This window comes from Sorangium sp. So ce119 (assembly GCF_051524405.1).
GTDB lineage: Bacteria > Myxococcota_A > Polyangia > Polyangiales > Polyangiaceae > Sorangium > Sorangium cellulosum_G.
Genome location: NZ_CP150310.1, coordinates 4,978,772 through 5,005,053 on the forward strand (window position 1 = coordinate 4,978,772; position 26,282 = coordinate 5,005,053).

Sequence of the window (26,282 nt, forward strand, 5' to 3'; positions counted from 1 at the left end):
GGTGCCGTCACGCCGTGCGCGCGAGCGCGATCGCGAGCGCCTCACCGTCGACGTTGACCTCGCGCGTCTCGGCCTGGCCCCACGCCGCGGGCGCCCCGCCGAGCACGAGCTCGGCCGCGAGCGCCTCCTGCATGAGCATCTCGCGCGCCGCCTCGGCGACCTTGCGGGCGCGCTCGCTGCCGTCGAGCGCGAGCCGGATCCGCTCGGTGAAGCCGAGGTCGAGCTCCTTGCGCAGCCCCTGCACGCGGGAGAGGATCTCCCGGCCGAGCCCCTCGTCGCGGAGCGCGTCCGTGAGCGCCGTGTGCAGCACGACGACCCCCGCGCGGCCGCCGGCCGCCGCGAACCCCTCGCCCGCCTCGACCGCGACGTCGATCTCCTCGGGGCCGAGCTCGACCTGCTCGCCGTCGAGCGCGATCGCGATCTTGCCCTCGGTCGCGAGCGCCGCGCGCAGCGACGCGGCGTCGGCCTTGGCGAGGACCTGCTTCGCGAGCTGCACCTTCTTGCCGAGCTTCGGCCCGAGCGCGCGGAAGTTCGGCTTGAGCACGTAACGCACCGCGCTGCCCTCCTCGCCGGGCTTGAGGAAGCGCACCTCGTGCACGTTGAGCTCCTCGGCGATGAGCGGCACGTGCTCGGCGACCGCCGCCGCGAGCCCCTGCTGCGACAGCACGACGTCCGCGCGCGAGAGCGGCTGCCGCACCTTGAGCTTGTTCGCCGTGCGCACCTGCAGGCCCAGCGACACGAGCTCGCGCACCGCGCGCATCTCGATCGCGAGCGGCTCGTCGATCGCGGCCGCGTCGGCCTCGGGGAACGCCACGAGGTGCACGCTCTCCGGCTGCGACGCGGGCCACGGCCGCCGCACCAGGTTCTGGTACATGGCCTCGGCGAGGAACGGCGTGAACGGCGCGCTCAGCTTGGCGATCGCGACGAGCACCTCGTACAGCGTGAAGTACGCGTCGCGCTTGTCCTGCGCCGCCCGCACGGCGCCCGCGGAGATGTCCGGCGGGTCGCTCGGAGAGGACGGCGACAGCCGATCCTCGACCAACGTCGGAGACGGGGCCCAGAAGCGCGCGCGGCTCCGGCGGACGTACCAGTTCGAGAGCGCGTCCACGAGGTCGACCAGCCGCTGCGCGGCCTCGTACAGGTGGTACTCGTCGAGGTGCGCCGTCACCTCCCGCGTCGCCAGCGCGAGCTCCGAGAGGATCCACCGGTCGAGCAGCGACCGCTCCTTCGCCGGCCTGTAGCCGGCGCTCGCCGCGAGCGCCGCGGGCGACGTGTCCTTCGCGTCCGGGTTCCCCTCGGCGGGCGAGAAGCCGTCGATGTTCGCGTAGATGGTGAAGAACGAGTAGACGTTCCGGAGCTTGACCGCGAACTCCTTCTGGTACGCGCGCACGTTCGTGAGCGAGTGGCGCGTGTTCGTCCACGGCGGGGAGGACGCGTAGAAGAACCAGCGGAACGCGTCGGCCCCGGGCGCCGGCGTCGCCGGGTCCTCGATGGTGACGCGCTCGGGCTGCGGGAGCCGGGGCACGTCGTTCGGCATCACCGAGAGCGCCTTCTGGCCCGGCGACAGGCCCAGGCGGTCGAGATCCGCGTCCGAGAGCGCGACGATCCGCCGCGGCATGCCCTTCTGCGGCCGGAGCTCCATCGCGAGCGGCTGCGCCTCGCGGTCGGCGCGGTACATCCGCACCTTCGCGGCGTCGCCCGTCAGGTCGAGCCCCTCGTAGTCCTCGCGCGCGATGAACGCCACCCCGTCCTTCGCCTGGACGCCCTTCACATCCCCGGCCTTCACCGCCGCGAACTCCATCCGGACACGCTCCAGGATGACCTCGGGCGGCGTGTAGTTGCCCTTCGACTTGCTCTCCTTCTTGCCCTCACGGTCGCAGACGTGCCCCAGCACGACGCACGTCTGGTACGGGTGCGGGTAGCTCCGGACGCGCGACAGCCCGAGCTTGTCCTGCGTCGCCTCGTCGAAGACGAGCGTCGAGACCATCAGCAGCGAGTAGAACCAGCCGCGCGTCTGGTCGATCGCCTCGCTGATGAAGTCCGCCGGGAACGCGCGGTCGAACAGCTCCTTCGAGCCCGGCGCGTGCGGGTAGCCCCACTGCGCGAACGGCATGCTCCCGCTGTCGAACCACGCGTCGATGACCTCGGTCACGCGCCGCATCTCGCCGCCGCACGTCGGGCACGGGAACGTCACCCGGTCGATCCACGGCTTGTGGACGATGAGGTGGTCGTTCAGGCCTGGGTCCGCCTTCTTCGCCTCGTGGAAGTGGTCGAAGGCGCGCGGGTTCAGCGCCTCGATCTCGGCGACCGACGCGGGGGCGAGCTGGTGCTCCTCGTCGTCCTTGCAGATCCAGACGTTGAGCGGCGTCCCCCAGTACCGCTCGCGCGAGAGCGCCCAGTCGACGTTGTTCGCGAGGAAGTCGCCGAACCGGCCCTCCTGGATGTGCGACGGGAGCCAGTGGATCGCGCGGTTGTTCGCGATCGCCTTGTCGATGTTGTCCCGCGTCCGGATGTACCAGGCCGGCCGCGCGAGCTGGATCAGCGGGTCGTCGTCGGCGCGCCAGCAGAACGGGTACTCGTGGCGGTACTTCTCCTCGTGGACGAGCAGCCCGCGCGCCCCGAGATCCTTGATGATCAGCGGGTCGGCGTCCTTCACCCAGATCCCCGAGAACGGCGTGAGCCCGGGCTCGAACGTGCCGTCCGGCCGCACCGCGCAGAGCATCGGGACCTCGCTCCCGGGCTGGAGCTCCTCGACGCGCTTCTTGTGCGCGTTGAAGTCGTCCTCGCCGAACGCGGGCGCGATGTGGACGATGCCCGTGCCGGAGTCGAGCGTCACGAAGTCTGCGCCGAGGACCACCCAGTAGAGCGGCTCTTCCTTGCCGTCCTTCCGGCGCGCCGTGGCGCCCTCGAGCGACCTCGAGAAGCCGTCGAACGGCGGGCGGTAGCGCTTGCCGATGAGGTCGCTCCCCTTGAGCTCACGGAGCACCGGGAGGTCGCGCTTGAACTTCTTCGCGAGCTCCTCGCGCAGCGCCGCGGCGACGATGAGCTTCCCGGCCCCCGGCGCGGCCCCGCCCGCGTCGACGACGACGTAGTCGAACTCGGGCCGGACCGCGGCGTAGCCGTTCGACGGCAGGGTCCACGGGGTCGTCGTCCACGCGCAGAGCGCCGTGTCGGGCTCGTCGACGAGCGGGAACGCCACGAACACGCTGGGGTCGTCGACGGTCTTGTAGTTCGATCCGACCTCGGCCGCGCTGAGCGCCGTGCCGCCCTGCGGCCACCACCAACAGACGCGGTGGCCTCGGTAGAGAAGCCCCTTCTTGTGGAGCTGCGAGAGCGCCCACCAGACGCTCTCGACGTAGCTCCGGTGGTAGGTGACGTAGGCGCTGTCGAGGTCGACCCAGAAGCCGATCTTGTCGGTCAGGCTCTCCCACGCCTCGGTGTACCGGAAGACGGAGTCGACGCAGCGCGAGATGAACGGCTCGACGCCGTAGCGCTCGATGTCGGCCTTGCCGTGGATGCGCAGCTCCTTTTCGACCTCGACCTCGACCGGCAGGCCGTGCGTGTCCCAGCCGGCCTTCCGCGGGACGTCGTAGCCGCGCATCGTCTTGTAGCGGGGGAAGACGTCCTTGACCGCGCGGGTGAGCACGTGGCCGTTGTGCGGCATGCCGTTGGCGGTCGGCGGGCCCTCGTAGAAGACGAACGTGCCCCTCGACGGGCCGGTGGCGCGGGTCTCGGCGCGGAGGGTCTTCTCGAAGATGCGGCGCTGCTTCCAGAAGGCGAGGATCTTCGCCTCGTCGGCGGGGAAGTTCAGCTCGGTCGCCACCTTGTCGAACAGGGGCTCGAGCGGGCCGTCGGTCGGTTTCTTCGAGGGGGCTTCGGACATGGCCCGGCCTAGTAGCAAGATGGGTTGCCAGCGTCGAGGGAGGCGCTGGGGCCGGCGCCGGGCGCGCGGGGTGCGGCGGATGCTAGGCTCGATGAATGAGCGCGCAGCACCCGCTGTTTCCAGGCAACGCCCCCGAGGTAGAGGCCGCGTTTCAGGCCGTGCCGGAAGAGATGGTCGCCGAGATCCTCGACGGAGAGCTCCACACGTTCCCGCGGCCGGCGCGGCCGCATACGCGTACAGCGTCGCTCCTGGGCGCAAGTATCACGGGCCCCTTCGATCGGGGCAGAGGTGGACCGGGAGGCTGGGTCATCCTTGATGAGCCCGAGCTCCACCTCGGACCGAGGCCCGACAAAATCGTCCCCGATCTCGCCGGCTGGCGCCGCGAGCGGCTGCCCGACGCGATCGGGTCCGAGGACGCCCCCGCGCATTACGACGTCACGCCCGACTGGGTCTGCGAAGTGATCTCCCCGCGCACCGAGCGCGTTGATCGCGGCAAGAAGATGCGAATCTACCGGCGCGAAGGGGTCCGCCACGCCTGGTTGATCAACCCGGTCGCGCAGACGCTCGAGGTGTACCGGCTCGACGATGGCCGGTGGTCGCTGCTCGACACCCACGAGGGCGACGAGGCCGTGCGGGCCGAGCCGTTCGACGCGATCGAGCTGCCGCTCGCCGACCTCTGGGCGCGGTAGGGCGCCGCCGGGCGCGCGGCGCGGCTCACCCCAAGATCGTCGGCAGCGCGCCCGCGAAGTCGGCGCGGATGGCGGCCACGCCGTCCGCGCCCGCGGCCAGGCAGCGCGGCGCGGAGGCCGCGTCCACGCCGCCGAGGGCGATGAGCGCGACGCCGCGGGGCGCCGTGGCGAGGCGGGCCCGCGCCTCGACGAGCGCCTCCAGGCCGAGCGGCGGGCCCTTGCCGGGCGTCGCGAAGATCGGCGAGAGCACGGCGGCGTCCGCCCCGGCCTCCGCGGCGCGGAGCACCTCGTCCACGCCGTGGCACGCGACCGAGACGAAGACGCCTGGGCCGAGCAGGGCGCGCGCGTCGGCCACCCCGACCGAGCGGCGGCCGAGGTGCACGCCGTCCGCGCCCAGCAGGAGCGCGAGGTCGAGGCGGTCGTTGACGACGAGCGAGGCGCCGATCGCGGCGGTCGCGTCGCGCAGCCGCCGGCCGAGCGCGTGGAGCGCCGCGCCGGAGAGCTCGGGGTCGCGGAGCTGCACCGCCACGCGCGCGCGGGCCTCGGGCGGCAGCGCGCCGAAGGCCGACAGGCGCGCGAGCAGGACCGGCTCGGGGACGTCCGCCGTCTGGGTGATCAGGGTGAGCGTCGGGGAGAGCATGGCCGGCTCCCCCTCTAGCGGTCCGGAGCGCCGGCGTCGCCGAGCGCCTCGAGGTCCTTCCGGGCCATGTGCGCGAACCGGCTGGAGGGGTAACGCTCGACCAGGAACCGCAGCGTGTCGCGCTGGGCGCCGCGGTCGCCGCGCGCCTCGAAGCGCTCGGCCAGGTCGTAGAGGGCCTCGCTCGGGTCCTCGTAGGTGCGGCGATCCGGGTCGACCTCGCTCGCGCACTGGTAGGGAGCCCGCGCGACGGCGGCGAGGAGCACGAGCGGCCCCAGGGCCGCGCGGAAGCCGGTGAGCACGAGGGACATTCGCCGATGAACCGGCGCGAGCGTCAAGAGGACGCCGCGCCCGCGGGCGCCGGGGGCGCGGCTAGCCCAGCGTGACGCCCGTCCGGGCAGCGCCGTTCTCGCGGCCGCCCTTCGGGGGCGGGGCGCTGAAGAGCGCGTCGCCGACCGCCTGCCCGTCCGCGCCCTGCCGGCGCGTGTCGCCGACGACCCGCAGCAGCGTGTCGTGGAGGGCGCGCGCGCTGTCGTCCCAGTCGCGCCCGCCGGCGAGCTCCGCGACCCGCGCCGGGTCGTACTCGTGCCGCGCGGCGCGCAGCAGCGCGTCCGCCAGCGCGTCCTTGTCGCCAGGGGGGATGAGCTCGCCGAGCTCGGTGCTGTGCAGGATGTCGGGGATGCCGCCGACGCTCGTCGCCACCACGCGGCGCCCCGAGGCGAGCGCCTCCAGCACGACGTTGGGCGTCCCCTCGTGCAGGCTCGGCAGCACGAGCGCGTCGCACGCGCCGAGCCACTGCGACACCTGCTCGTGCGGCAGGTAGCCGGTCACCGTCAGCCTGCCGCCCAGCCGGGCCGCGGCCGCCCGGCACGCCTGCTCCTCGGCGCCGCTGCCCACGAGCGTGAGCTCGAGGTCCGGGTGCACGCGCGCGAGCCGCTGGAACGCCTCGACCAGATCGAGCACCCCCTTGTCGCGGCCCAGCATGCCGACGAAGAGGAGCAGCTTCGAGCCCGGCGACCGGCCGAGCGCCGCGCGCGCCTCGGCGCGGCTCCGCGGCCGGAACAGCGCCGCGTCGACGCCGTTCATGACCACGTCGACGCGATCGCGCGGCACGCCGAGCGCCGCGACGCCGTCCGCGAGCTTGCGGCTCACCGCGACCACCCGGGCCGCGCGCGTGAGCCCCCAGCTCAGCGGGCGACGCAGCCGCCGGTCGCGCGGGATCACGTCGATGTCCGAGCCGTGGACCTTGATCACCGCCGGCACCCCGAGCAGCCGCCCGAGGCAGACCGCCGCGAAGCCGTCCGGGTAGGCGAACGCCCCGACGATCACGTCAGGCGACGGGCCGCGCCCGACGAGCTCAGGGAGCATCGACGCCGCATAGAGCGGGCCGTTCAGGGCCGGCGCGACGCGCGGCACGTAGAGGTAGCGCGGGTGCCGCACCGGGAGCCCGTCGATGACCTCCTCGCGCGGGGCGCTGGAGCCGACAGGCCACTTCGAGAGCCGACCCATGCCGGGGAACCACGGGATCGTCGCGAGCACCCGGACATCGCAGTAACGCGACAGCGCGGCGAACTGCCGGCGATTGTACGGCGCCTCGTCAGGGTGCGCCGCGTTCGGGAAAATCTTTGTGATAAGCAGTACACGCATCCGCCGCAAGAGCTCCTCCTGTCTGACTCGACCCGTCAGCCCGTCAGCGCATCAGCCCGCAAGTTCCTCGCTGTCACGCTCGCTCCGCGACGGCCGGCGCGGCCGGCGCGCTCGCTGGAGGGCGCGCGGGCTCGGCCTCCGCGGGGGCCGCCTGCGCGCGTGGCCTCGGCTGCACCTCACCCCCGCGCCGCCGGGCGATGAGCTCGTCGAAGAGCCGCACGTGCGCGTCGACCATCGCCTCCAGGCTGAACTGCTCGGCGAACTTCGCCGGGCTCCGCGTGCGCGCGCGCTCGCGGAGCTCCCCGTCGCGCGCGACGCGCGCGAGGTGCTCGGCCAGCGCGCCCGGGTCCTTCGACGGGACGAGGAACCCGTCCACCCCGTGCTCCACGATCTCGGGGACGCCGCCGACCCGGCTCGCCACGATCGGCTTGCCGAGCGCGAGCGCCTCGAGCAGCGCGAGCGGCAGCCCCTCCCAGAGCGACGGGAGCACGTAGGCGTCGAACGCCGAGACGAGCTCGGGGACGTCCGAGCGATAGCCGGGGAAGATCATCCTGTCGCCGAGCCCCGCGGCCTGCGCGCGCTGCTGGAGCTCCGCCCGGAGGGCGCCGTCGCCCGCGACGACGAAGCGCGCCTCGGGCGCGCGCCGCAGCACCTCGGGCGCCGCCTCGATCAGGTAGCGGAGCCCCTTCTGCTCGATGTGCACCACCGCGCACCCGAACACGAAATCCTGCTCGCCGATGCCGAGCTCCGCGCGGATGCGCCCCCGCGCGCCGCTGTTCAGGGCGCGGGTGAAGCGCGTCCCGTCGATGCCGTTGTGGATGACGCGGACCGGCGCGCGGACCTTCACGTCGTCGACGAGGATGCGCTTGAGGTCGTGCGAGACCGCGACCATCTCGTCGGCGAGGTACGCGTAATAGCCGAACTTGCGCCGATCGAAGCCCTTCGCCCGGTTGATCTGGTTGTGCTCCGAGTAGAGGACCACCGGCCGATTCCGCAGCAGGCGCGCGGCGATGCCGGCGAAGATGAGCGGAGCGCGGTTGTGGACGTGGACGATATCCACCGCTCGCTGGTGAAAGAAGCGCCGGATCCAGAGCAGCGCCTCGGGGTCGCTCTTCACCCCGGGCAGCACCGGCCGGAGATCCTTGGTGATCACCAGGCACTTCGAGCGGGGGAGCTTCACCTCCGAGAAGAGCCGGCCCTCCCCGTCGAGGCAGATCAGCGAGAGGTCGAACCCGTGATCGCCGAGCCGGTCGAGGAGGCTCAGCACCACCTTCTCGAGCCCGCCGACCTCGAGGTTGTTCACGACCATGCAGACGTTGGGCTTGCTCATATTCTCCTGAGCGGACCGTCAGGTCGCCGCGATCGCTGCCAGAGCGCATGACGCGCCACGACGGAGGTGTCGACCGGTGCGATGAGCGTTCCGTGTCATTTTGACTCAGGCAGGTGAGCGTACCATGACGCCGGCGCGCCGTTCGTTTGACTTCCCACGTCGGCGCGCGCTCGACGGCGACGACGACGACGACGACGACGACGACGACGACGATGAATGTCGTCCTCCCACAGCGCCACGCCTGTGTGCAGGACACGGGGCCGTCCTCTGTCGGCGTCATCGTCGCGCCGCCGCGCCCTTCCCGCTCGGGGCGAGCGCGACGCGCGCGCCACGGCGGACGCTACAGCGCGGCGATCTTGCCCTGCTCCGGCGACGACGCCGTCGCATAGAGCTTCTTCGGCATCCGTCCGGCGAGGAACGCCATCCGCCCGGCCCTCACGGCGTCCCTCATCGCCTGCGCCATCAGGATCGGGTCGCGCGCCCCGGCGATGGCCGTGTTCATCAACACCCCATCACACCCGAGCTCCATGGCCACCGCGGCGTCGCTCGCCGTCCCGACGCCAGCGTCCACGATGACCGGGACCTTCGCGGTCTCCCGGATGATCATGAGATTGTACGGGTTCCGGATGCCGAGCCCGCTGCCGATCGGCGCGGCCAGCGGCATCACGGCGGCGCACCCGATGTCCTCCAGCTTCCGGCACACGATCGGGTCGTCCATGCAGTAAGGGAGCACGGTAAAGCCCTCCTTCACCAGGATCCGCGCCGCCTCCAGCGTCGCCTCGTTGTCCGGGAACAACGTGCGTTCGTCGCCGATGACTTCGAGCTTCACGAGATCGGACAGCCCGAGCTCGCGCGCCAGCCGGCAGGTGCGGACCGCGTCCTCGACCGTGTAGCAGCCCGCCGTGTTGGGCAGGATCGTGACGCGCCCCTGCTGGAGCAGCGACATCATCGACCCCTCGCCCCGCTCCTTGAGGTTGATCCGGCGGAGGGCCACCGTGACCACCTCCGCGCCGGACGCCTCGAGCGCGCGACGGGTCTCATCCAGGTCCTTGTACTTGCCCGTCCCGACGAACAGGCGGGAAGTGAACGTGTGTCTGCCGATCGTCAACGCATCGCTCGTCATCGCAGGCTCCTCGGGGTCTCGACCCAGACGATCTGCTAGTCGGACCGGGACACAGGGTCCAGGACATCGACCATGTCCTGCGCTTCGGGCGCGCCGCGCGCTTCAGCATGGTATCTTCCAGGACCATGTCTCCCAGAGCTTCTTGCATAGCCCTCCTCCTCGCGCTGCCACCCGCGCTGACCCTCACGCCGACCGTCGGCTCCGCCCTGGCAGACGGGGTGAGCCCCGGCGCGCTCCTGTCCGTGTCCGGCCCGCGCGCGGCGCAGGCGGCCGTCTCCGTCCAGCTCTCGCTGGAAGAGCTCGTCTCGCGCGCCGCGTTCGTCGTCGTCGCCACCGCGACCGAGCAGCGCAGCCAGTGGGAAGAGCTCGGCGGATCGAGGAGGATCGTCACCTATACCCGCCTGTCGATCGACCGCCCCGTGGCCGGGCAGCCCGACGGCGAGGTCTGGGTGAGGACGCTCGGGGGCGTTGTCGGGGACGTCGGACAGCAGGTGTCGGGCGACGCGCAGCTCAGGATCGGCGCCCAGGCGATGATCTTCGTCTCCAGGGCGGGCTCTGCGATGGTGGTCTCCGGGATGGCCCAGGGCCACTACCCCGTCGTCCAGGGCGAGGAGACGGCGAGGGTGGCCGGCGCGCCGCGGATCGCCGTGCGGCGGCTCGCGGCGAGCCCCGACGGCGGGACCGTCCTGCCCCGGACGGGCCCCGCGATCTCGGCGCGCGAGCAGCTCGTGGGCGCGACGCTCGACGCGGCGTGCGACGCCGTGAGCCGCGCCTGGAAGGCGAGCCATGCCCAGAAATAACCCGGCGCTCGCCATGCGGAGCGCCCGCGCCGCCGCCGTCCTCGCGGCCTGCGGCGCCATCGCCGCCGCGACGCTCGCCCTCCCCTCACCCGCCCTCGCCTACTGCCGCACCAGCGTCTGTCCCGAGACCAAGTCGACGGCCGCCGTCTGCACGCCGGCCCAGCCGAACGACTGCGGCATCCCGCTCGCCTGGCCGTCGCCGTGCGTCAGCTACTCCATCCAGGAGGACGCCTCGATCCAGGTCTCGCTCGCCGAGACCGAGGCGATCTTCGAGAAGGCGTTCGCGGCGTGGACGCAGGCCGACTGCGGCGACGGGCAGACCCCGCGCATGGAGGTCATCTACCTGGGCCCGATCGCGTGCGACGCGCACGAGTACAACCAGAACAAGGGGAACGCGAACATCATCACGTTCCGGGACGGCGACTGGCCGTATGCGGGGGGCGGGAACACCCTCGCGCTCACGACGGTCACCTACAACCTCAAGACCGGCGACATCTACGACGCCGACATGGAGATCAACTCGTCGGACGTGGCGCTCTCGTTCGGCGACGAGGAGGTGTCGTTCGACCTGCTGAGCATCGCGACCCACGAGGCCGGCCACTTCCTCGGGCTCTCGCACTCGACCGACGGCTCCGCGACCATGTTCGCCGACTACCGGCCGGAGACGACCATGCTGCGCGACCTCGACCAGGACGACCGCGACGGGATCTGCGCGGTGTACCCGCCCGGGGAGCCGATCGAGGAGTGCGATCCCACGCCGCGCCACGGCTTCTCGGAGCTGTGCGCGGTCGATCAGCCCGCCCGGGATGAGGACGGCGGCTGCGCCGCGGCCCCGTCCCGGAGCAGCCGGGGCGGCGGGATCGCCCTCGCCGCGCTCGCGCTGGTCGGCGCGGCCGCGCGGGCGCGGCGCGGCGCGGCGGCGCGCCCGGGCCGGGAGAGGCGGCCCCGCTGAGCCAGGCCCCCCTCGCCCTCGTCGAGCGCGACGACGACCTCGCCCGGCTGGTCGAGCGCGCCGCGCGCGCGGAGGCGCTCGCGGTCGACGTCGAGGCCAACGGGCTGTTCGCCTACCGCCCCCGGCTCTGCACGATCCAGCTCGCCTTCCGCGAGGGGGACGGCATCGCGGTCGCGGTCGTGGACGCGCTCCGCGCGCCCGTCGCGCCGCTCGCGCCGCTGCTCGGGGCCGCGGGGCCGCCCAAGGTGCTGCACGACCTCACCTTCGACGCGCGCATGCTCGCCGAGGCAGGGGCGCCGCTCGCCGGGGCGCGCGACACCTCGGTCGCCGCGCGCATGCTGGGGTGCGCGGCCACGGGGCTCGCCGCGCTGCTCGCGTCGGAGCTCGGCGTGACGATCGACAAGCAGCTCCAGCAGCACGACTGGGGGCGCAGGCCGCTCGCGAGCGCCGAGCTGCGCTACCTGGCCGACGACGTGCTCCACCTGCTCGCGCTCGACGCGCGGCTCGCGGAGCGCGGACGGGCGATCGGGATCGAGGACGAGATCGCCGAGGAGTGCGCCTACAAGCTCGCGACCGCGCTCGGCCCGCCGCGCGATCCGCGGCCCGCCTACGCGCGCATCAAGGGGGCGCAGGCGCTCGACCCGGAGGGCCGGGCGATCCTGCGGCGCCTCGTGGCGGCGCGCGACGCGGCCGCCGAGGAGGCCGACCTGCCGGCCTTCAAGATCGTCGGCAGCGAGGTGCTCCTCGAGCTCGCGCAGCGGAGGCCGGCCCGGGCCGACGACGTCCGCGCCGTGCGCGGGGCCGCCGCGGGCCGGGCGGCGGCGTGCGTCGCGGCGTGGCTCCGCGCCGTCGAGCAGGGGCGCAGCGACGGCGACGTGCCGGAGGAGGAGCGCGCCCTCTTCCTGCAGGTCCGCCCGCCGCGCAGGGAGCTCGCCGCGCGCCGCGCGATGGAGACGCGGATCACCGGGTGGCGCAGGGCCGAGGCGAAGGCGCGGAAGGTGGACGAGCAGGTCGTGCTGCCGGGGCACTGCGCGCAGGATCTCGTGGAGATCGCGCTCGCGGCGGGCAGCGGCGGCGACGCCGCCGCCGCCGCGATCGCGCGCATCCCGGGGCTCGGCGCGCGCCGGCTCGCGCGCTACGGCGGCGCGCTCGCGGCGCTCGTGAGCGCGCCGCCCTCGAGCGAGCCGCCCGGCACAGCGACGTAGCCGCGAGCGGACGTTCGCACCGCGCGAACGGCGTCGCGCGCCGCGCCGTTCGCGCCGCGCCGCCCGGTCGACAGGGGCGCCGCCCGGTGGAATAGCAGGGGCCCATGCGCTGGACCGATCCCCCTGACGCGCCGAAGCGGCGCCGTTTCTGGCCACCGGTGATGTGGTGGCTCCGCGCTGCGCTCGCGTTCGCGCTCGTCTCCGGGTGCGTCCTCCTGGGCGCGCGCGCGGGAGAGCTGGCCCCTCCCCCGGCCCCCGCGGCGCCCGCCGCGGTGAGCGCCGAGGACGGCGCGGATCCCGAGGCGAACCCGGTCGCCCCCGACTCGCCGCGCGCGTCGATGCGCCAGTTCTTCGATCTCTCTCGCGCGGGCGAGTACGCCGAGGCCGCGCGGTACCTCGACCTGCCGCCGAACGCGAACGGCGCGGAGCTCGCGCAGCGGCTCAAGGCGGTGCTCGATCGGCACCTCTGGCTCGACGTGGAGTCGCTCTCGCCGCTCCCGCTGGGGGACGCGCAGGACAACCTCGGCGCCGGGGTGGAGCAGCTCGGCAAGATCCCGACCCGCACGGGGACCCAGCCGGTGCGGCTCGTGCGGCGCACGACGCCCGACGGGGTGCGGTGGATCTTCTCGCGCGCCACGGTGGAGCGCGTCAACGACTGGTACGCGCGGCTCGAGGACCGCTGGATCCGCGATCACCTGCCGCCGGCGCTGCTGCGCCCTGGCCCGCGCGAGCTGCTGTGGTGGCAGTGGCTCGCCCTGCCGGTCCTCGCGCTCGCCGGCTGGCTCGTCGGCATGATGCTGAGCTATTTCATCCGCGCCGCGCTCCGCCGCCTCGTCGCGCGGACGGACTCCACGCTCGACGACGTGCTCCTCGGGGGCGCGCGCGGCCCGCTCACGTTCGCGCTGGCGCTCGTCGGCGTCGAGGCCTCGCTCCCCTGGCTCGGGCTCTACGTGCCGGCCGAGGAGTTCCTCGACAAGGTGGTGCGCGCCGGCCTCTTCATCGCCGTCTTCTGGTTCGCGCTCCGCGCGATCGACGCCGTGAGCGACCGCCTGCTCGCCGCGCCGGCGACGCGCGACAACCCCGCGGCGCGATCGCTCGTGCCGCTCATGGGGAAGATCGCGAAGGTCGCGATCCTGATCATCGGCGTGATCGCCGTGCTGTCGGAGCTCGGCTACCCGGTGGCGAGCCTCATCGCCGGCCTCGGCATCGGCGGCGTCGCGCTCGCCCTGGCCGCGCAGAAGACGGTGGAGAACCTCTTCGGCTCGGTCTCGATCGGCGTCGACCGGGCGCTCCAGGTCGGCGACTTCGTGAAGGTCGACGCGCTGCTCGGCACGGTCGAGACGATCGGGCTCCGCTCGACGCGGATCCGCACGCTCGACCGGACGCTGGTCACGATCCCGAACGGCAAGCTGGCCGACCTCCAGATCGAGTCGTACACGGCGCGCGACAGGATGCGCCTCTCGTGCGTGCTGGGCCTCGTGTACGAGACGACCCCCGCGCAGCTCCGCGCCGTGCTCGAGGGGTGCGAGCGCGCGCTGCGGGCGCACCCGCACATCTGGCCCGACGACGTCGTCGTGCGCTTCATCGGCATCGGGCCCGCGTCGTTCGACGTCGAGATCATGGCCTGGTTCCAGACCACCGACTTCGGGGAGTTCAGGACGATGCGCCAGGAGATCCTGATCACCTTCCTGGAGATCATCGGCGCGGCCGGGACGAGGCTCGCGTACCCGACGCGGACGGTGCACGTCGCGACGCGCGGGGGGGAGCGCGCGCTGCTCGACACGCCGGCCGACGGGAAGGCGGCTAGCGGGCGGGAGGCGCCGCGGCAGGCGCCATCGGCTGCAGCCCCGCCTTCTCGATGAGCGCGCGGTCCTCGTCCGGGCCCGGGTTCGGCGTGGTGAGCAGCCTGTCTCCGTAGAAGATCGAGTTCGCCCCCGCGTACATGCAGAGGAGCTGCGCCTCGCGCGACAGCTCCGTCCGGCCGGCGGACAGGCGCACCATCGCGCGCGGCATCATGAGCCGGGCGATCGCGATCATCCGGACGAACTCGATCGGATCCACCGGCGGCAGGCTCTCGAGCGGCGTGCCGGGCGAGCGCACGAGGGCGTTGATCGGCACGCTCTCCGGGTGGGGGTCGAGGCGCGCGAGCTCGACGAGCATCTCGCAGCGATCGGCGATCGACTCGCCCATGCCGATGATCCCGCCCGAGCAGACGGTGATGCCCGCCCGCCGGACGTTGCGCAGGGTGACGAGCCGCTCGTCGTATGTGCGCGTGGAGATGATGGATTTGTAGGCCTTACGCGACGTGTCGAGGTTGTGGTTGTACGCGTCGAGGCCGGCCTCCTTGAGGCGGCGCGCCTGGTCGTCGGTGAGCATGCCGAGGGTGCAGCACGCCTCGAGGCCGAGCGACTTCACGCCGCGCACCATGTCGAGGACGCGCTCGAAGGCCGGGCCGTCCTTCACCTCGCGCCAGGCGGCGCCCATGCAGAACCGCGTCGAGCCGCCGTCGCGGGCGCGCTCGGCGGCGGCGAGGACGGCGGGGACGTCGAGCATGCGCTCCGGCCCGACCTCCGTCTCGTAGTGGCTCGACTGCGGGCAGTAGGCGCAGTCCTCGGGGCAGCCGCCCGTCTTGACGCTGAGGAGGGTGCAGAGCTGCACCTCGTGCTCGCCGTGGAACGCGCGGTGGAGCGAGCGCGCGCGGTCGATCAGCTCGAAGAGCGGTAGATCGTGCAGGGCGACCGCCTGCTCGACGGTCCAGTCGTGGCGGACCGCGCCCGCCGCCGGCGCGCGGCCGTTCGGCTCGCTGCGTCCACCCTTGTCGTCCGTCGCTTCGCGTTCGATCCCGTCGAGCATGGGCTCGCTCCATACCCAGGCTTGGGGCGCCGCCGCAAGCAAGCCGCGCGACCGGGTCCGTCCTCCGCCCCGAGGGGGCTCCAGGCCTGGGCCGCTACAGCGCCGTCACCGCCTTGGCCGTCTCCTTGGCAATCGCCCCCTGGCCGACGAGCTGCCGCAAGTGGGCCTCGAACGTCTGCATTCCATAGGGAGTCACCCCCTTCTCCATCAGCTCGCGCAGCGACGGGCTCCCCTCCGGGCGGCGGATCGCCTCGCGCACCGCGGCCGTCGCGACGAGCACCTCGCAGGCGAGGATCTCCCCCGCGCCGTCGCGGCGAGGGAGCAGGCGCTGCGCGACCACGCCCTGGAGGCAGTCGGCCAGCCGGTCGCGCGCCTCGCTGGGGCTCCGGCCCAGCGCGACGAGCCGGCCGAGGGTGCGCGCGACGTCGGGCGTGTGCACGGCCGCGAGCACGAGGTGCCCGGTCTCCGCGGCGTGCAGCGCGAGATCGAGCGACTCGCCGTCGCGGAGCGAGCTGAGGAGCACGACGTCCGGGTCCTGCCGCAGCGCCGAGCGCAGCGCGGTCGGGAAATCCGCTGTGTCGACGCCGATCTCACGCTGGCTCACGCTGGAGCGGTTGTCCTCGTGCACGTGCTCGATCGGATCCTCGAGCGTGACGATGTGGCGCGGCAAGGTCGCGTTGATCTGCCCGATGAACGCGGCGAGCGTCGTGCTCTTGCCGCTGCCCGCCGTCCCGGCGACCACGAAGAGGCCGTGGTCGTGCTCGACCATCGCCCGCACCGCCGAGGGGACGCCGAGCTCGTCGAAGGTGGGGATCTTGAGCGGGATGCTGCGCAGGATGATCGCGAGCGAGCCGCGCTGGCGGTAGATGTTGACCCGGAACCGGCCGAGACCCGGGACGACATACGAGGTGTCGAGCTCCTGCAGCGTGGCGAGCAGCTCGCGCGACGGACGCCCGGCGAGCAGCACCCGCGCCGCAGCCTCGCTGTCCTCCGGGCGGATCCGGTCGACCCGGAAGTAGACCATGTCGCCGCGCACCCGCGCGCCCGGCGGCTGACCGACCTTGAGGTGGATGTCGCTGGCGTGGGCGGCAAGCGCCTTGCCGAGGAGCTGGTGGAGGAAGGCCTCGGAGGTGTACGGCGTCGTCACGGGGGGCAAGTTACCAAAATGAACCCCAAGGGGCCCAAAGCGCGGCGGCGCGACGACGAAGCCCGGGCGCCGCGCAGGACGGCCGCGCGCCCTCGACGGCCACGACGGGCGTCACGGCCGCGGCGCCTGGCCGCCGCCGGCGCCTGCGCCGGAGAGCGGCGGATCCAGATCGGCGGGGACCCGGGCCGGATCGACGAGCCCCTTCTCCGCGAGCGCGCGCGCCGCCGAGATCGCGACCGCGCGCTGCTCGGCAGGGAGGTCGCGCCTGCCCGACAGCTCGAGGAGGATGGCCGCCGCGGCGCGCGCCCCGTCCGGGTCGAGCGGCTCGCGCGGACGCGGGGGGCGCCCGGCGACCCCGAGGAGCGCGTCGAGCAGCGGCGGGAGCGACGGGGACGGCGCCGCGCGGGCGCGCTCGGCGAGCGGCCCGAGCGCCAGGTCGGCGTCGTCGGCGTACGGCAGGGCGCGCAGGGCGGCGAGCGCGATGTCGCCGCCGTCCTCCAGGGCGGCCAGGAGCCCGGATGCGCCCTCGGCCTCCGCCAGCCGCGCGTGCTCCAGCGGGTCGTCGCCGGCGGCGCGAAGCCAGCGCGGATCGGTCAGGCGAGGGCTCGGAGGGCGCGGCGCCGCGGAGGCGGAGGGCGGGGCAGCCGCCGACGACGGGGGCGAGGACGAGGCGGAGGTGGCGCTGTCGCGGCGGCACGCGACCGGGGCGGCGAAGGCGACCGCGAGGAGCGCGAGCAGGGCGAGGCGCGTCGGCTTCACGGCTGCCCCGCGTTCACGGCTGCCCTGCATTCACGGTTGCCCCGTGTTCATGGCTGATCGATGAGCGCGAGCGAGCGCTTGGTGGGCGCGTTCTCGGTCTCGGTCCGCGCGTTGTACTCGTCGACCACGCGGTTGATGTGCATCGAGCAGAACTTCGGCCCGCACATCGAGCAGAACTCCGAGGTCTTGAAATACTCCTGCGGGAGCGTCTCGTCGTGCATCGCCTGGGCCGTCTCCGGATCGAGCGAGAGCGCGAACTGCTGCTTCCAGTCGAACGCGTAGCGGGCGCGGCTCAGCGCGTCGTCGCGATCGCGCGCGCCCGGGCGCTTGCGCGCGACGTCCGCGGCGTGGGCGGCGATCTTGTAGGCGATGAGGCCCTGCTTCACGTCCTCGGGGTTCGGCAGGCCGAGGTGCTCCTTCGGCGTCACGTAGCAGAGCATCGCGGCGCCCGCGAAGCCGGCCATCGTCGCGCCGATGCAGCTCGTGATGTGGTCGTAGCCGGGCGCGAAATCGGTGACGAGCGGGCCGAGCACGTAGAACGGCGCCTCGTGGCAGAGCTCCATCTCCTTCTGCACGTTCATCGCGATCTGATCGAACGGGACGTGCCCGGGGCCCTCGATCATCACCTGCACGTCCTTCTCCCACGCGCGCTTCGTGAGCTCGCCCAGCGTCTTCAGCTCGGCGAACTGGGCCGCGTCGCTCGCGTCGTGGAGGCAGCCGGGGCGGAGGCCGTCGCCCGCCGAGATCGTGACGTCGTACTTGGCGCAGACCTCGAGCACCTTGTCCCAGTGCGTGTAGAACGGGTTCTGCTTGTGGTGCTCGATCATCCACTGCGCCATGATCGAGCCGCCGCGCGACACGATGCCCGTGAGCCGGCCCTTCACGAGCGGCAGGTGCTCGAGCAGCACGCCCGCGTGGATCGTGAAGTAATCGACGCCCTGCTTCGCCTGGTGCTCGAGCATGTCGATGAGGTCAGCGGCCGTCATCTTGTCCGTGCCCTTGCACGCCTCGAGCGCCTGGTAGATCGGCACCGTCCCGATCGGCACCGGCGAATCCGCGATGATCGCGCGGCGGATGCCGTCGATGTCGCCGCCGGTCGACAGGTCCATCACCGTGTCGGCGCCGTACTTGATGGCGTAGCGCAGCTTCTCGAGCTCGCCGCTCACGTCGCTCGTCGTCTGGCTGTTGCCGATGTTCGCGTTCACCTTGCAGAGCGACGCGATGCCGATGCACATCGGCTCCAGGTTCAGGTGGTTCTTGTTGGCGGGGATGATCATCCGGCCGCGCGCGACCTCGCTTCGGATGAGCTCGGGCGCGAGCTTCTCACGGCGGGCGACGTACTCCATCTCCTCCGTGATGACGCCCTTCCTCGCGAAGTGCATCTGGCTCTGGTTCGGGCTCCCGGCGCGCTTACTCACCCATTCGGTCCGCAACATCGACGACCTCGCTTTCGAGGTGGGCGGTTTAGGTCGCGGCCGCGCGCGACGCAAGCCTCGCGTCGCGCGCCGCCGCACGCGCTGAGCCGCTGAAGAGGACCGCTGAAGAGGGCCGCCGGCGAGGCGCGCGCGGCGGCCGCGCCGCGCTCAGGGCGGCGGCGCCTCGGGGAGCTCGGTCATCATGCCGAGCGTGTGCGCGCCGGCCGCCTTCGCGCTGTCGAGCACCTCCACGACCGTGCCGTAGACGGCGCCGTCGTCGGCCACGATGAAGACGATCCTGTCCTGCGGCCGGCTCTGGCGCTCGAGGATCGGCCGGAGCTTGCCCGCGAGATCGGCGCGCTCGACCTTCTCGTCGTTGAGCTGGATCTCGCCCTGCGCGTTCACCCGGACGACGAGCTGATCGGGCGGCGGCGGGGTGTCCTCCTTGACCTGCTCGGTGTCCGGGACGCGGACGCCGATGTCCTTCTCGAGCAGCGGCGTCACGACCATGAAGATGATGAGGAGCACCAGCACGACGTCGACGAGCGGCGTCACGTTGATGTCGGAGTTCAGCGGCACCGCCGGCTTGACGACGAACTTCTTCTTCGCGCGCGCGCTCATCGCCGCTATCTCCCCTTCAGCTCTTCGACCGCCAGCGAGACGCTCTTCGCGCCCGCCTTGCGCGCCGTCTCCATCACCTTGCGGACGTCGCCGAACGAGAGGCGCTGGTCGCCCTTGACCAGCACCTTGCGCCCCGGCTGCGCGGCGAACTCGCGCGAGAGGCGCTCGGAGAGCCCGGCGTCGTCATACTGGTCGTTCTCGACCCACACCGTCTTCTCCAGCGTGACGGAGAGGATCAGCGGGTCCACTTCCTTCTTCTCCTCGTCCACCTTCGCGGCCTGCGGCAGCTTCACGTCCTTGCCGCGCTGGAGCATCGGCGTGACGACCATGAAGATGATGAGCAGGACGAGGACGACGTCGACGAGCGGCGTGACGTTGATCTCGCTCTTGGGGCCCTTCTGCGGGCCGACAGCCATCCCCATTAGGAACGCTCGCTTCCGGCTGAGCGCGCCGCCGCGCCTCGCTGGGGCGCGCGGCGACGCGCGCCGCGCACCGCGACCAGCCAGGCGCCGCTGGGCGCGGGCGCTCTGTCAACGACGGCCTCGCCCGAGGCCGGGGCAACGACGGCCTCTCCCGAGACCGGGGCAACGACGGCCTCTCCCGAGGCCGGGGCAACCACGACCTCTCCCGAGGCCGGGGCGATAGCGGCCTCTCCCGAGGCCGGGACAAGCAGCCTCTCTCGAGACCGGGTCAGGCGGCCTCGCGCGGGCCAGATCAAGCGGCCTCTTCCGAGGCTGGCGCGAGGCGGCCGTCGAGCCGCTTCGCCACGATATCGAGGAACTCGTTCGACGACTCCGAGATGTCGATCGCCCGGGCGTCGACCCAGCCCTGCAGGTAGTTGTAGCCCATGACGGCCGGGATCGCGACGAGCAGGCCGAAGGCGGTTGTGATGAGCGCCTCCGCGATACCCGCCGAGACGGTGCCGAGGCCGCCTGAGCCGGACGCGGCCATCTGCTGGAAGGCCGTCACGATGCCCATGACCGTCCCGAGGAGGCCGACGAACGGCGCCGTCGAGCCGACCGTGGCGAGCAGGCCGTAGCCGCGCTTCAGGCTGAGCACCTCGCGCTGCGCCTGCCGCTCGAGCGCCCGCGAGACCGACTCGAACACGCCGTCGCGCTCGTGCCCGTGCGCCGGGAGCCGCCCGGGGGCGCTCGACGCGTACGCCGCGAGCCCCGCGCCGATCACCCGCCCGAGGTAGCCGATCTCGCCCTTGGGCCTGGCGGCCGTCTGGGCGTCCTCGAAGTCGCCCCGGGCGAGCAGCGGGCCCACCTTCTGCGCGAACTCGCGGGAGGCGGCGCGCGACTTGAGCGACACGACGAGGCGCTCGCCGAAGACGATCAAGGAGGAGACCGACATGAGGGCCAGCGCGAACACAATCAGCTTCGCGAAGAGGCCCATGTGGCCCCAGAGCTCAATCAACGTGAATTGCATCGTCTCGCTCGCGCCTCCTGGCGCTCCATGGTGTCGTGATGTTTTTAGCTATGCTGAAACAGCGCCCCTCGACGCCGCAGCGAACTCGACAATACCGCAGAGCGGACCTACCCCGTTCCCTTCTCTACTACGCGCCCCTCCCGTTCAACAACACCCGCGCGCCCGGCGGTCAAGGGAGCTTGAGCCGGATGTTGAACACGTAGTCCACCGAGACCGGGCGCCCCTGGTACATCACCGGCGTGTACCGGCGCGCCGAGAGGGCATCGAGGATCGCCCGATCCATGTGGGGTAACGATTTGACCATCCGGCAATTGGTCAGCGCGCCGTCGATCTTGATGACGCACTTGACAATCGCGAGCCCCTCCACGCGCGCGGCCAGCGCCTCGCGCGTGTACTGCGGGTCTCGCCCCGAGACCATCGATGGCCGGGTCATCCCGGCGCCGAACGGCAGAACCACGTTTTGCGGTGGCGCCGTGCTGCCGAGCTGACCGCCGAGCTGGCCTCCGAGCGTGCCTCCGAGCGTGCCGCCGACCGTCCCGCCGACCGTCCCTCCTTCAACTCCGCCCTCCTGGCCCCCCTCGACGCCGCCAGGCTGCTCCGGCGCCTCCTCCTTGGCCGGCTCCGGCTCAGGCGCCTTGGCCTTGGGCTTCTCCGGCATGTCGTAGATGGTGTCAGGGGTCTTGACAGGCTTCGGCTGCTCGATGCGCTGCTCCACCTTCGGCTGTCGCTTCGCGCCGCCGGCAGGAGGAGGCGGCGGCGGTGGCGGTGGCGGGGGCGGCGGCGCGGCGAAGAAGGTGACCTCCACGTCCTTCGGCTTCTCGGCCTGAGGGCGCGTGGCCTGCCAGAGCAGGGCGCCCGCGATCGCCGTGTGCGCGACGATGGAGAGCACTGCGCCCGTCCCGAGACGCCCCTGGGTGGCGGTGGCACGACCTAGTACCGAGTCGAACATGAGGGGTCGTAACTCCTAGAACTCGAGCCGATCGACGAGGTGGGCCCGCGCCGTATGGAAGCGCGCGACGCCTACCCGGAGTGTACAAGCGAGCAAGTACTACAAAAAAGTCTATTGTCTCGCGCGATTCCTGTCTAGGGTGACAAGGGACTCGAGGGCCCTACACTTCTGGAGGGAATTCCGTGAAGTTTCTCGAAAAGAGGATGAAACACGGAGCGCGCTTACTACGTGCGCCGTTGAGGCTGTGGGCGGCGACGCTGCTGCTCGCCATGACATTGTTGACCGCGGTCCCGGCGCTCGCGCAGACGGGCAACAGCGTTCTCGTCGGGCGGGTGACCGACGCCGCGAGCAAGGCGCCGGTGGCCGATGTGGTCGTGACGGCGACATCGCCGGCGCTGCAAGGAGAGCAGCTCGTCGTGACCGACGGCTCCGGCCAGTACCGTATCCCGAACCTGCCGCCGGGCGACTACACACTGCGCCTGGAGAAGGAATCGTATAAGCCGTACAGCCGCGGCGGGATCGCGATCCGCAGCGGGACGACCATCCGCGTCAACGCCGAGCTCCTCCCCGAGGCGCTCAAGGCGGAGGAGATCATCGTCGTCGGCCGCGCGCCGACGGTCGACGTCGGGTCGAGCACCATCGGACAGAATATTTCACAGGACTTCACGCGGCGCATCGCCGTGGCGCCGCCCGGCGGAAAGGGCACGGCGTCGCGCTCGTTCGAGTCGATCGCGGCGGTCACCCCCGGCGCGAAGAGCGATGAGTTCGGCACGTCGATCGCGGGTACGTCGTCGCCTGAGAATCAGTACGTGATCGACGGACTATCCGTGAATGATCCCGCGTACGGGATCGTCGGCACGCCGCTCACGATGGAGTTCATCAAAGAGGTCAACGTGGTGAGCGGCGGGTACATGCCCGAGTTCGGCCGCGCGACCGGCGGCGTGCTCGACGTCGTGACCAAGAGCGGCGGCAACGAGTTCCACGGCTCTGTCTTCTTCAACGTCGTCCCCGGCTTCCTCGAGGCCGAGGGCACGAAGGTGCGGCGCCAGGGCGAGACCATCCAGACCGACGACCGCATCCTCGCCATCCGCGACTACGGCTTCGAGGTCGGCGGCCCCGTCCTGAAGGACAAGCTCTGGTTCTACGGCGGCCTCGACCTCGCGTTCTCGAGCCTGGAGCGCGAGCGCACCCTGTTCGCGACGCGGTACGTGGGCGACAACCCGACGCCCGAGAGGGACCCGGCCACAGGGTTCAACCTCGCCGATCCCCTCCCGGGCTCGACGCGCTACTTCCGCGGTGAGGAGCGGACGATCCAGTACCTCGGCAAGCTGACCTACCAGGTCAGCCCGGACCACAGCCTCGCGCTGTCGGTCTACGGCGCGCCGTCCACCTCCGGCGGCAATGGCACGTACTCGTACGACCCGCAGGCCGGCGTCATGGATGTCTCGAACCTCATCGGCAGGTACAACGCGCTCGCGCTCAAGTTCGTGTCGTCGTCGACCGACGTCGCGCTGAAGTGGTCGTCGGCGTTCAACAACAAGACCCTGCTGCTCGACGCGACGCTCGGCTGGCACCACCAGCGCAACGCGCGGCTGCCGCCGGACGACTCCGAGATTGGAACGCGCAACGGCCTCGCGGGCGTGCCTTTCGTGTCCTGGGCGAAGGGCGCGCCGCGGCACTCGATCGAGGAGTTCGAGGCGATCTCGCCCGAGGCGATGGCGATGTGCCGCCAGAGCGACGTGCAGGCTCGCGACGAGGACGGGAACCTGCGCTTCAACGGCGACGGCGAGCCCATCATGGTCCACCGCGTCCCGTGCCAGGTGCGCCAGTACTGGGAGGGCGGCCCCAACTTCGTCGAGGACGCGACGCAGGATCGCCTGCAGCTCAAGGCGATGGTGACGAGCATCTTCGAGGGCCTCGGCCATCACGTCGTCAAGGGCGGGATCGACGGCGAGGTCATGATGTACGACCACGAGAAGGCGTACCCGGGGCTGGTCTCCTACCGGGAGAGCCCGAGCGGCCTGTACTGGGAGGACGCCCGGCAGCTCGGCTTCCTGACGGGCCCCGAGGTCGGCGACTACGTCCTCCAGCCCATCACCTCGGTGTCGTCGGTGTCGACGACGTTCGGCGCCTTCGTCCAGGATAGCTGGAGCATCCTCGACAAGGTGACGGTGAACGTGGGCGTCCGCTACGACGCCCAGTACCTGTTCGACGACAACGGCAAGCTCGGCATGGCGCTGCCGAACCAGTGGTCGCCGCGCATCGGCGCCGTCTACGACATCACGCAGCAGGGCAAGTCCAAGATCTTCGCGAACTACGCGCGCTACTACGAGAGCGTGCCGCTCGACCTGGTCGATCGTGCCTTCGGCGACGAGCGACAGATCCGGGCGTTCCACAGGGCGGCGCTCAACGGCGACGCGACCGGGTGCGACCCGACCGACGTCGAGGACGCGATGGGCGACGGGCCGGGCCAGTGCCAGAGCGACGAGAACCGGATCGAGGGCACCCAGATCGCGCAGGAAGAAGGGCAAGGCGGGCCTGCGACCTACGATCCGAACACGGTCTGGACGCCGACCGGCACCGGCAAGACGCCGGTGGATCCGGACATCAGCCCGCAGTCCTCGGATGAGATCGTGCTCGGCGGCGAGTACGAGGTCATCGAGAACGGGCGCATCGGCGCGCTGTACACGAAGCGCTGGATGAGCAACGTCATCGAGGACATGAGCCGCGATGAGGGGAGCACGTACTTCATCGGCAATCCCGGCAAGGGCATCGCCAAGGACTTCCCCGAGGCGGAGCGCAACTACGACGCGGTGACGCTCTACTTCCAGAAGACGTTCGCCGATCTGTGGCTCGCCCAGGTGAGCTACACGCTCTCGTTCCTGCGCGGCAACTACGCGGGCCTCTTCCGCCCGGAGACCGACCAGCTCGACCCGAACATCACCTCGGAGTTCGATCTGACCTCGCTGCTCGACAACCGCGAGGGCTACCTGCCCGGCGACAGCCGGCACGAGTTCAAGGTCTACGGGGCGAAGTCGTTCCCGATCCGGAACGACATGATCCTCGACGCCGGCCTCACCTACCGTTCCCGCTCCGGCGGCCCCACGGACTTCTGGGGCGCGCACCCCCTCTACGGCTCGGACGAGGCCTTCATCCTGCCCCGCGGCTCCGGCGAGCGGCTGCCGTGGGTCCACAACGTCGACGGCCGCCTCGGCTACTCGGTGAAGCTCTCGAAGGACAGCTATCTCACCGTCACGATGGACGTCTTCAACCTCTTCAACTTCCAGGCGTACACCCAGGTGGATCAGCGATACACCCAGCAGTACGTGGACGTGCGCGGGTGCCGCGACAAGGAGGTCTCGGACCTCGAGGGGCCGGACGGCGCGACCTGCCTGAAGACGCTCGACGGCGAGGCCTTCGACCGGGAAGGCTTCAAGAACCCGAACTTCGGCAAGCCGACGAGGTACCAGCCGCCCCGGCAGTTCCGCTTCGGCGCGCGGGTCACGTTCTAGGCGCGGCGCGCTCGCGAAAGGAAACAAGCGATGAAGATCCGATTGCTTGGTTGGTTGGCGGGGCTCGCCGCGGTCGCGGCGGCCACGTCGCCCGGCTGCTCGCAACCCAAGCCCGAATGCACCGTCGGCAACGCCGCCGTCTACCCGTTCGCCACGAAGTTCTTCCTGCAAGAGGGAGACGCCGATAGCCCCTGCGGCCAGGTGGAAGGGGCGACGGTGGGGCTGCAGGTGTACAACCCGAACGCGGGAGGCTATCCCGACAGGAACACGAAGCTCATCGCGCTCCAGACGGATCGCGCGGCGTGGACGGCCGGCGGCGAGACGATCGAGGAGAGCCCTGATCGGAAGACGTATGCGATCGGGGCGCTCGAATCGATCGAGCCGGACGACAGCAACATCTGCAGGGTCCCGACGCTGTCGCCGGCCGAGGTGCTGCTCGTCCCGCCCCCGCCCGAAGGCGAAGGCGGCGGCGGCGGCGAGGCCGGCGGCGCAGGTGGAGCCGGCGGCGGCGACGGTGGCGGCGGCGAGGCCGGCGGCGCTGGCGGAGCCGGCGGCGGCGCTGGCGGCGCGGGCGGCGGCGAAGGCGGCGCGGGTGGAGCCGGCGGCGCTGGCGGCGCTGGCGGAGCCGGCGGCGGCGAAGGCGGCGCGGGCGGCGAGGCCGGCGGCGCGGGCGGAGCCGGTGGCGGCGCTGGGGGCGAGGGCGGCGGCGGCGAGCCTGCCGACGGGCGCTCCCTCAGGTACGAGTGGAGCAACCTGGAAGTGTACGTGACGGCCGCGAACCTCGGAAACATGTTCCAGGCCGACCTCACGTACACCGAGGGCACCTGCACCGCGAAGTACAAGGTCGTCGGGCTCTGGCCCGAGGTGCACTGCGGGCTTACCGTCGAGGAGCCGGTGCTGGACCCCGAGACCGGAGAGCCGGTGGTGGATGAGGAGACCGGAGAACCGGTGACCGAATCCGTCGATGTCCCCGATGACAAGCTCTGCGACAACATCCCGGACCCGGAGCCGCCTTACTTCCTGCCGTACGCATCCGGCATCTCCGCGGATCTCAAGGTGAAGTGCGATCCCAAGATGCTCGTGTGCGTGCTCGACTCGGACAAGATCCCCGCCTTCAAGTAGTCGACCCCACGGCCTCCCGGGCGCGGCGCGCTGCGCCCGGGGTAGGCGCTCTCCCACGATCGGCCGCGCTGCCCGCGCCGCGGGTCGATCCCGCTCGAACCAGCCCACACCAGAAGATCCCTCGCTCTCGCCGCGCCCGCGACGCCCGTCGCTGCGCGCCCTGCGCCGCGCGCGGGCGGTCCCGGTCGGCGATCGCCGACGCGCGGC

General features: G+C 71.9%; 21 protein-coding genes. 7 read left to right on the forward strand and 14 right to left on the reverse strand.

The genetic code is table 11. The features are described 5' to 3' along the window. Window positions 1–7: 7 nt before the first annotated feature. On the reverse strand, window positions 8–3,883 hold the full coding sequence (ileS, locus tag WME76_RS18670; RefSeq protein WP_437961442.1) for an isoleucine--tRNA ligase: 3,876 nt from the start codon (window positions 3,881–3,883) through the stop codon (window positions 8–10). Window positions 3,884–3,978: 95 nt separating this feature from the next. On the opposite strand from ileS, the gene WME76_RS18675 reads away from it, so the two are divergent. Then, window positions 3,979–4,572: a Uma2 family endonuclease gene (locus WME76_RS18675; protein ID WP_437961443.1), complete on the forward strand. Its 594-nt coding sequence runs from the start codon at window positions 3,979–3,981 to the stop codon at window positions 4,570–4,572. 25 nt (window positions 4,573–4,597) lie between these two features. Here the strand turns inward: WME76_RS18675 and WME76_RS18680 are convergent, their stop codons facing one another. From WME76_RS18680 to WME76_RS18700, 5 genes are all read right to left on the reverse strand, one after another. Beyond that, window positions 4,598–5,212: a thiamine phosphate synthase gene (locus WME76_RS18680; RefSeq protein ID WP_437961444.1), complete on the reverse strand. Its 615-nt coding sequence runs from the start codon at window positions 5,210–5,212 to the stop codon at window positions 4,598–4,600. Window positions 5,213–5,226: 14 nt separating this feature from the next. Next, window positions 5,227–5,520: a tetratricopeptide repeat protein gene (locus tag WME76_RS18685; protein ID WP_437961445.1), complete on the reverse strand. Its 294-nt coding sequence runs from the start codon at window positions 5,518–5,520 to the stop codon at window positions 5,227–5,229. A 61-nt stretch (window positions 5,521–5,581) separates the two neighbouring features. Further along, on the reverse strand, window positions 5,582–6,856 hold the full coding sequence (locus tag WME76_RS18690; protein ID WP_437961446.1) for a glycosyltransferase family 4 protein: 1,275 nt from the start codon (window positions 6,854–6,856) through the stop codon (window positions 5,582–5,584). A 73-nt stretch (window positions 6,857–6,929) separates the two neighbouring features. Then, window positions 6,930–8,186, reverse strand: a complete 1,257-nt coding sequence (locus tag WME76_RS18695) for a glycosyltransferase (RefSeq protein ID WP_437961447.1) — start codon at window positions 8,184–8,186, stop codon at window positions 6,930–6,932. Window positions 8,187–8,526: 340 nt separating this feature from the next. Continuing rightward, window positions 8,527–9,309 carry a thiazole synthase gene (locus WME76_RS18700; RefSeq protein WP_437961448.1) on the reverse strand — a complete coding sequence of 261 codons (783 nt, stop codon included), beginning with the start codon at window positions 9,307–9,309 and terminating at the stop codon, window positions 8,527–8,529. Between the two features lie 125 nt (window positions 9,310–9,434). On the opposite strand from WME76_RS18700, the gene WME76_RS18705 reads away from it, so the two are divergent. The 4 genes from WME76_RS18705 (at window position 9,435) to WME76_RS18720 (ending at window position 14,128) form a co-directional block, all read left to right on the forward strand. Next, window positions 9,435–10,109: a hypothetical protein gene (locus WME76_RS18705; RefSeq protein ID WP_437961449.1), complete on the forward strand. Its 675-nt coding sequence runs from the start codon at window positions 9,435–9,437 to the stop codon at window positions 10,107–10,109. Continuing rightward, entirely contained in the window at window positions 10,096–11,061 is a 966-nt protein-coding gene (locus WME76_RS18710) for a matrixin family metalloprotease (RefSeq protein ID WP_437961450.1), read from the forward strand. Before WME76_RS18705 ends, WME76_RS18710 begins: the two co-directional genes overlap by 14 nt. Then, window positions 11,058–12,266: an HRDC domain-containing protein gene (locus tag WME76_RS18715; protein ID WP_437962127.1), complete on the forward strand. Its 1,209-nt coding sequence runs from the start codon at window positions 11,058–11,060 to the stop codon at window positions 12,264–12,266. Before WME76_RS18710 ends, WME76_RS18715 begins: the two co-directional genes overlap by 4 nt. Window positions 12,267–12,370: 104 nt before the next feature. Then, window positions 12,371–14,128, forward strand: coding sequence for a mechanosensitive ion channel family protein (locus WME76_RS18720; protein WP_437961451.1), 1,758 nt, complete (start codon window positions 12,371–12,373; stop codon window positions 14,126–14,128). Here WME76_RS18720 and bioB read toward each other — a convergent pair. The 8 genes from bioB to WME76_RS18760 form a co-directional block, all read right to left on the reverse strand. Further along, entirely contained in the window at window positions 14,070–15,119 is a 1,050-nt protein-coding gene (gene bioB, locus WME76_RS18725; protein ID WP_437961452.1) for a biotin synthase BioB, read from the reverse strand. The two genes, WME76_RS18720 and bioB, sit on opposite strands and share 59 nt — an antisense overlap. 94 nt (window positions 15,120–15,213) lie before the next feature. After that, on the reverse strand, window positions 15,214–16,266 hold the full coding sequence (locus WME76_RS18730) for a type IV pilus twitching motility protein PilT (RefSeq protein WP_437961453.1): 1,053 nt from the start codon (window positions 16,264–16,266) through the stop codon (window positions 15,214–15,216). 111 nt (window positions 16,267–16,377) lie between these two features. Further along, window positions 16,378–17,025: a thiamine biosynthesis protein gene (locus tag WME76_RS18735; protein WP_437961454.1), complete on the reverse strand. Its 648-nt coding sequence runs from the start codon at window positions 17,023–17,025 to the stop codon at window positions 16,378–16,380. Between the two features lie 47 nt (window positions 17,026–17,072). Then, the gene (gene thiC, locus WME76_RS18740; protein ID WP_081426894.1) at window positions 17,073–18,458 is read right to left on the reverse strand and encodes a phosphomethylpyrimidine synthase ThiC; all 1,386 of its coding nucleotides are present in this window, start codon (window positions 18,456–18,458) and stop codon (window positions 17,073–17,075) included. A gap of 150 nt (window positions 18,459–18,608) precedes the next feature. Then, a complete protein-coding gene (locus WME76_RS18745; RefSeq protein WP_433937506.1) occupies window positions 18,609–19,061 on the reverse strand; it encodes an ExbD/TolR family protein in 453 nt (150 codons plus the stop codon). 5 nt (window positions 19,062–19,066) lie between these two features. Continuing rightward, a complete protein-coding gene (locus WME76_RS18750) occupies window positions 19,067–19,483 on the reverse strand; it encodes an ExbD/TolR family protein (protein ID WP_061616370.1) in 417 nt (138 codons plus the stop codon). A 292-nt stretch (window positions 19,484–19,775) separates the two neighbouring features. Next, complete coding sequence (locus WME76_RS18755; protein WP_437961455.1) at window positions 19,776–20,492, reverse strand: MotA/TolQ/ExbB proton channel family protein; 717 nt, start codon at window positions 20,490–20,492, stop codon at window positions 19,776–19,778. Window positions 20,493–20,661: 169 nt separating this feature from the next. After that, a complete protein-coding gene (locus WME76_RS18760) occupies window positions 20,662–21,441 on the reverse strand; it encodes a TonB family protein (RefSeq protein WP_437961456.1) in 780 nt (259 codons plus the stop codon). Between the two features lie 269 nt (window positions 21,442–21,710). Here WME76_RS18760 and WME76_RS18765 point away from each other — a divergent pair, with 269 nt between their 5' ends. Continuing rightward, window positions 21,711–24,953 (forward strand): TonB-dependent receptor, encoded by a 3,243-nt coding sequence (locus tag WME76_RS18765; protein ID WP_437961457.1) that lies wholly within the window; start codon window positions 21,711–21,713, stop codon window positions 24,951–24,953. Between the two features lie 30 nt (window positions 24,954–24,983). After that, window positions 24,984–26,075 carry a hypothetical protein gene (locus tag WME76_RS18770; protein WP_437961458.1) on the forward strand — a complete coding sequence of 364 codons (1,092 nt, stop codon included), beginning with the start codon at window positions 24,984–24,986 and terminating at the stop codon, window positions 26,073–26,075. Window positions 26,076–26,282: the final 207 nt, after the last annotated feature.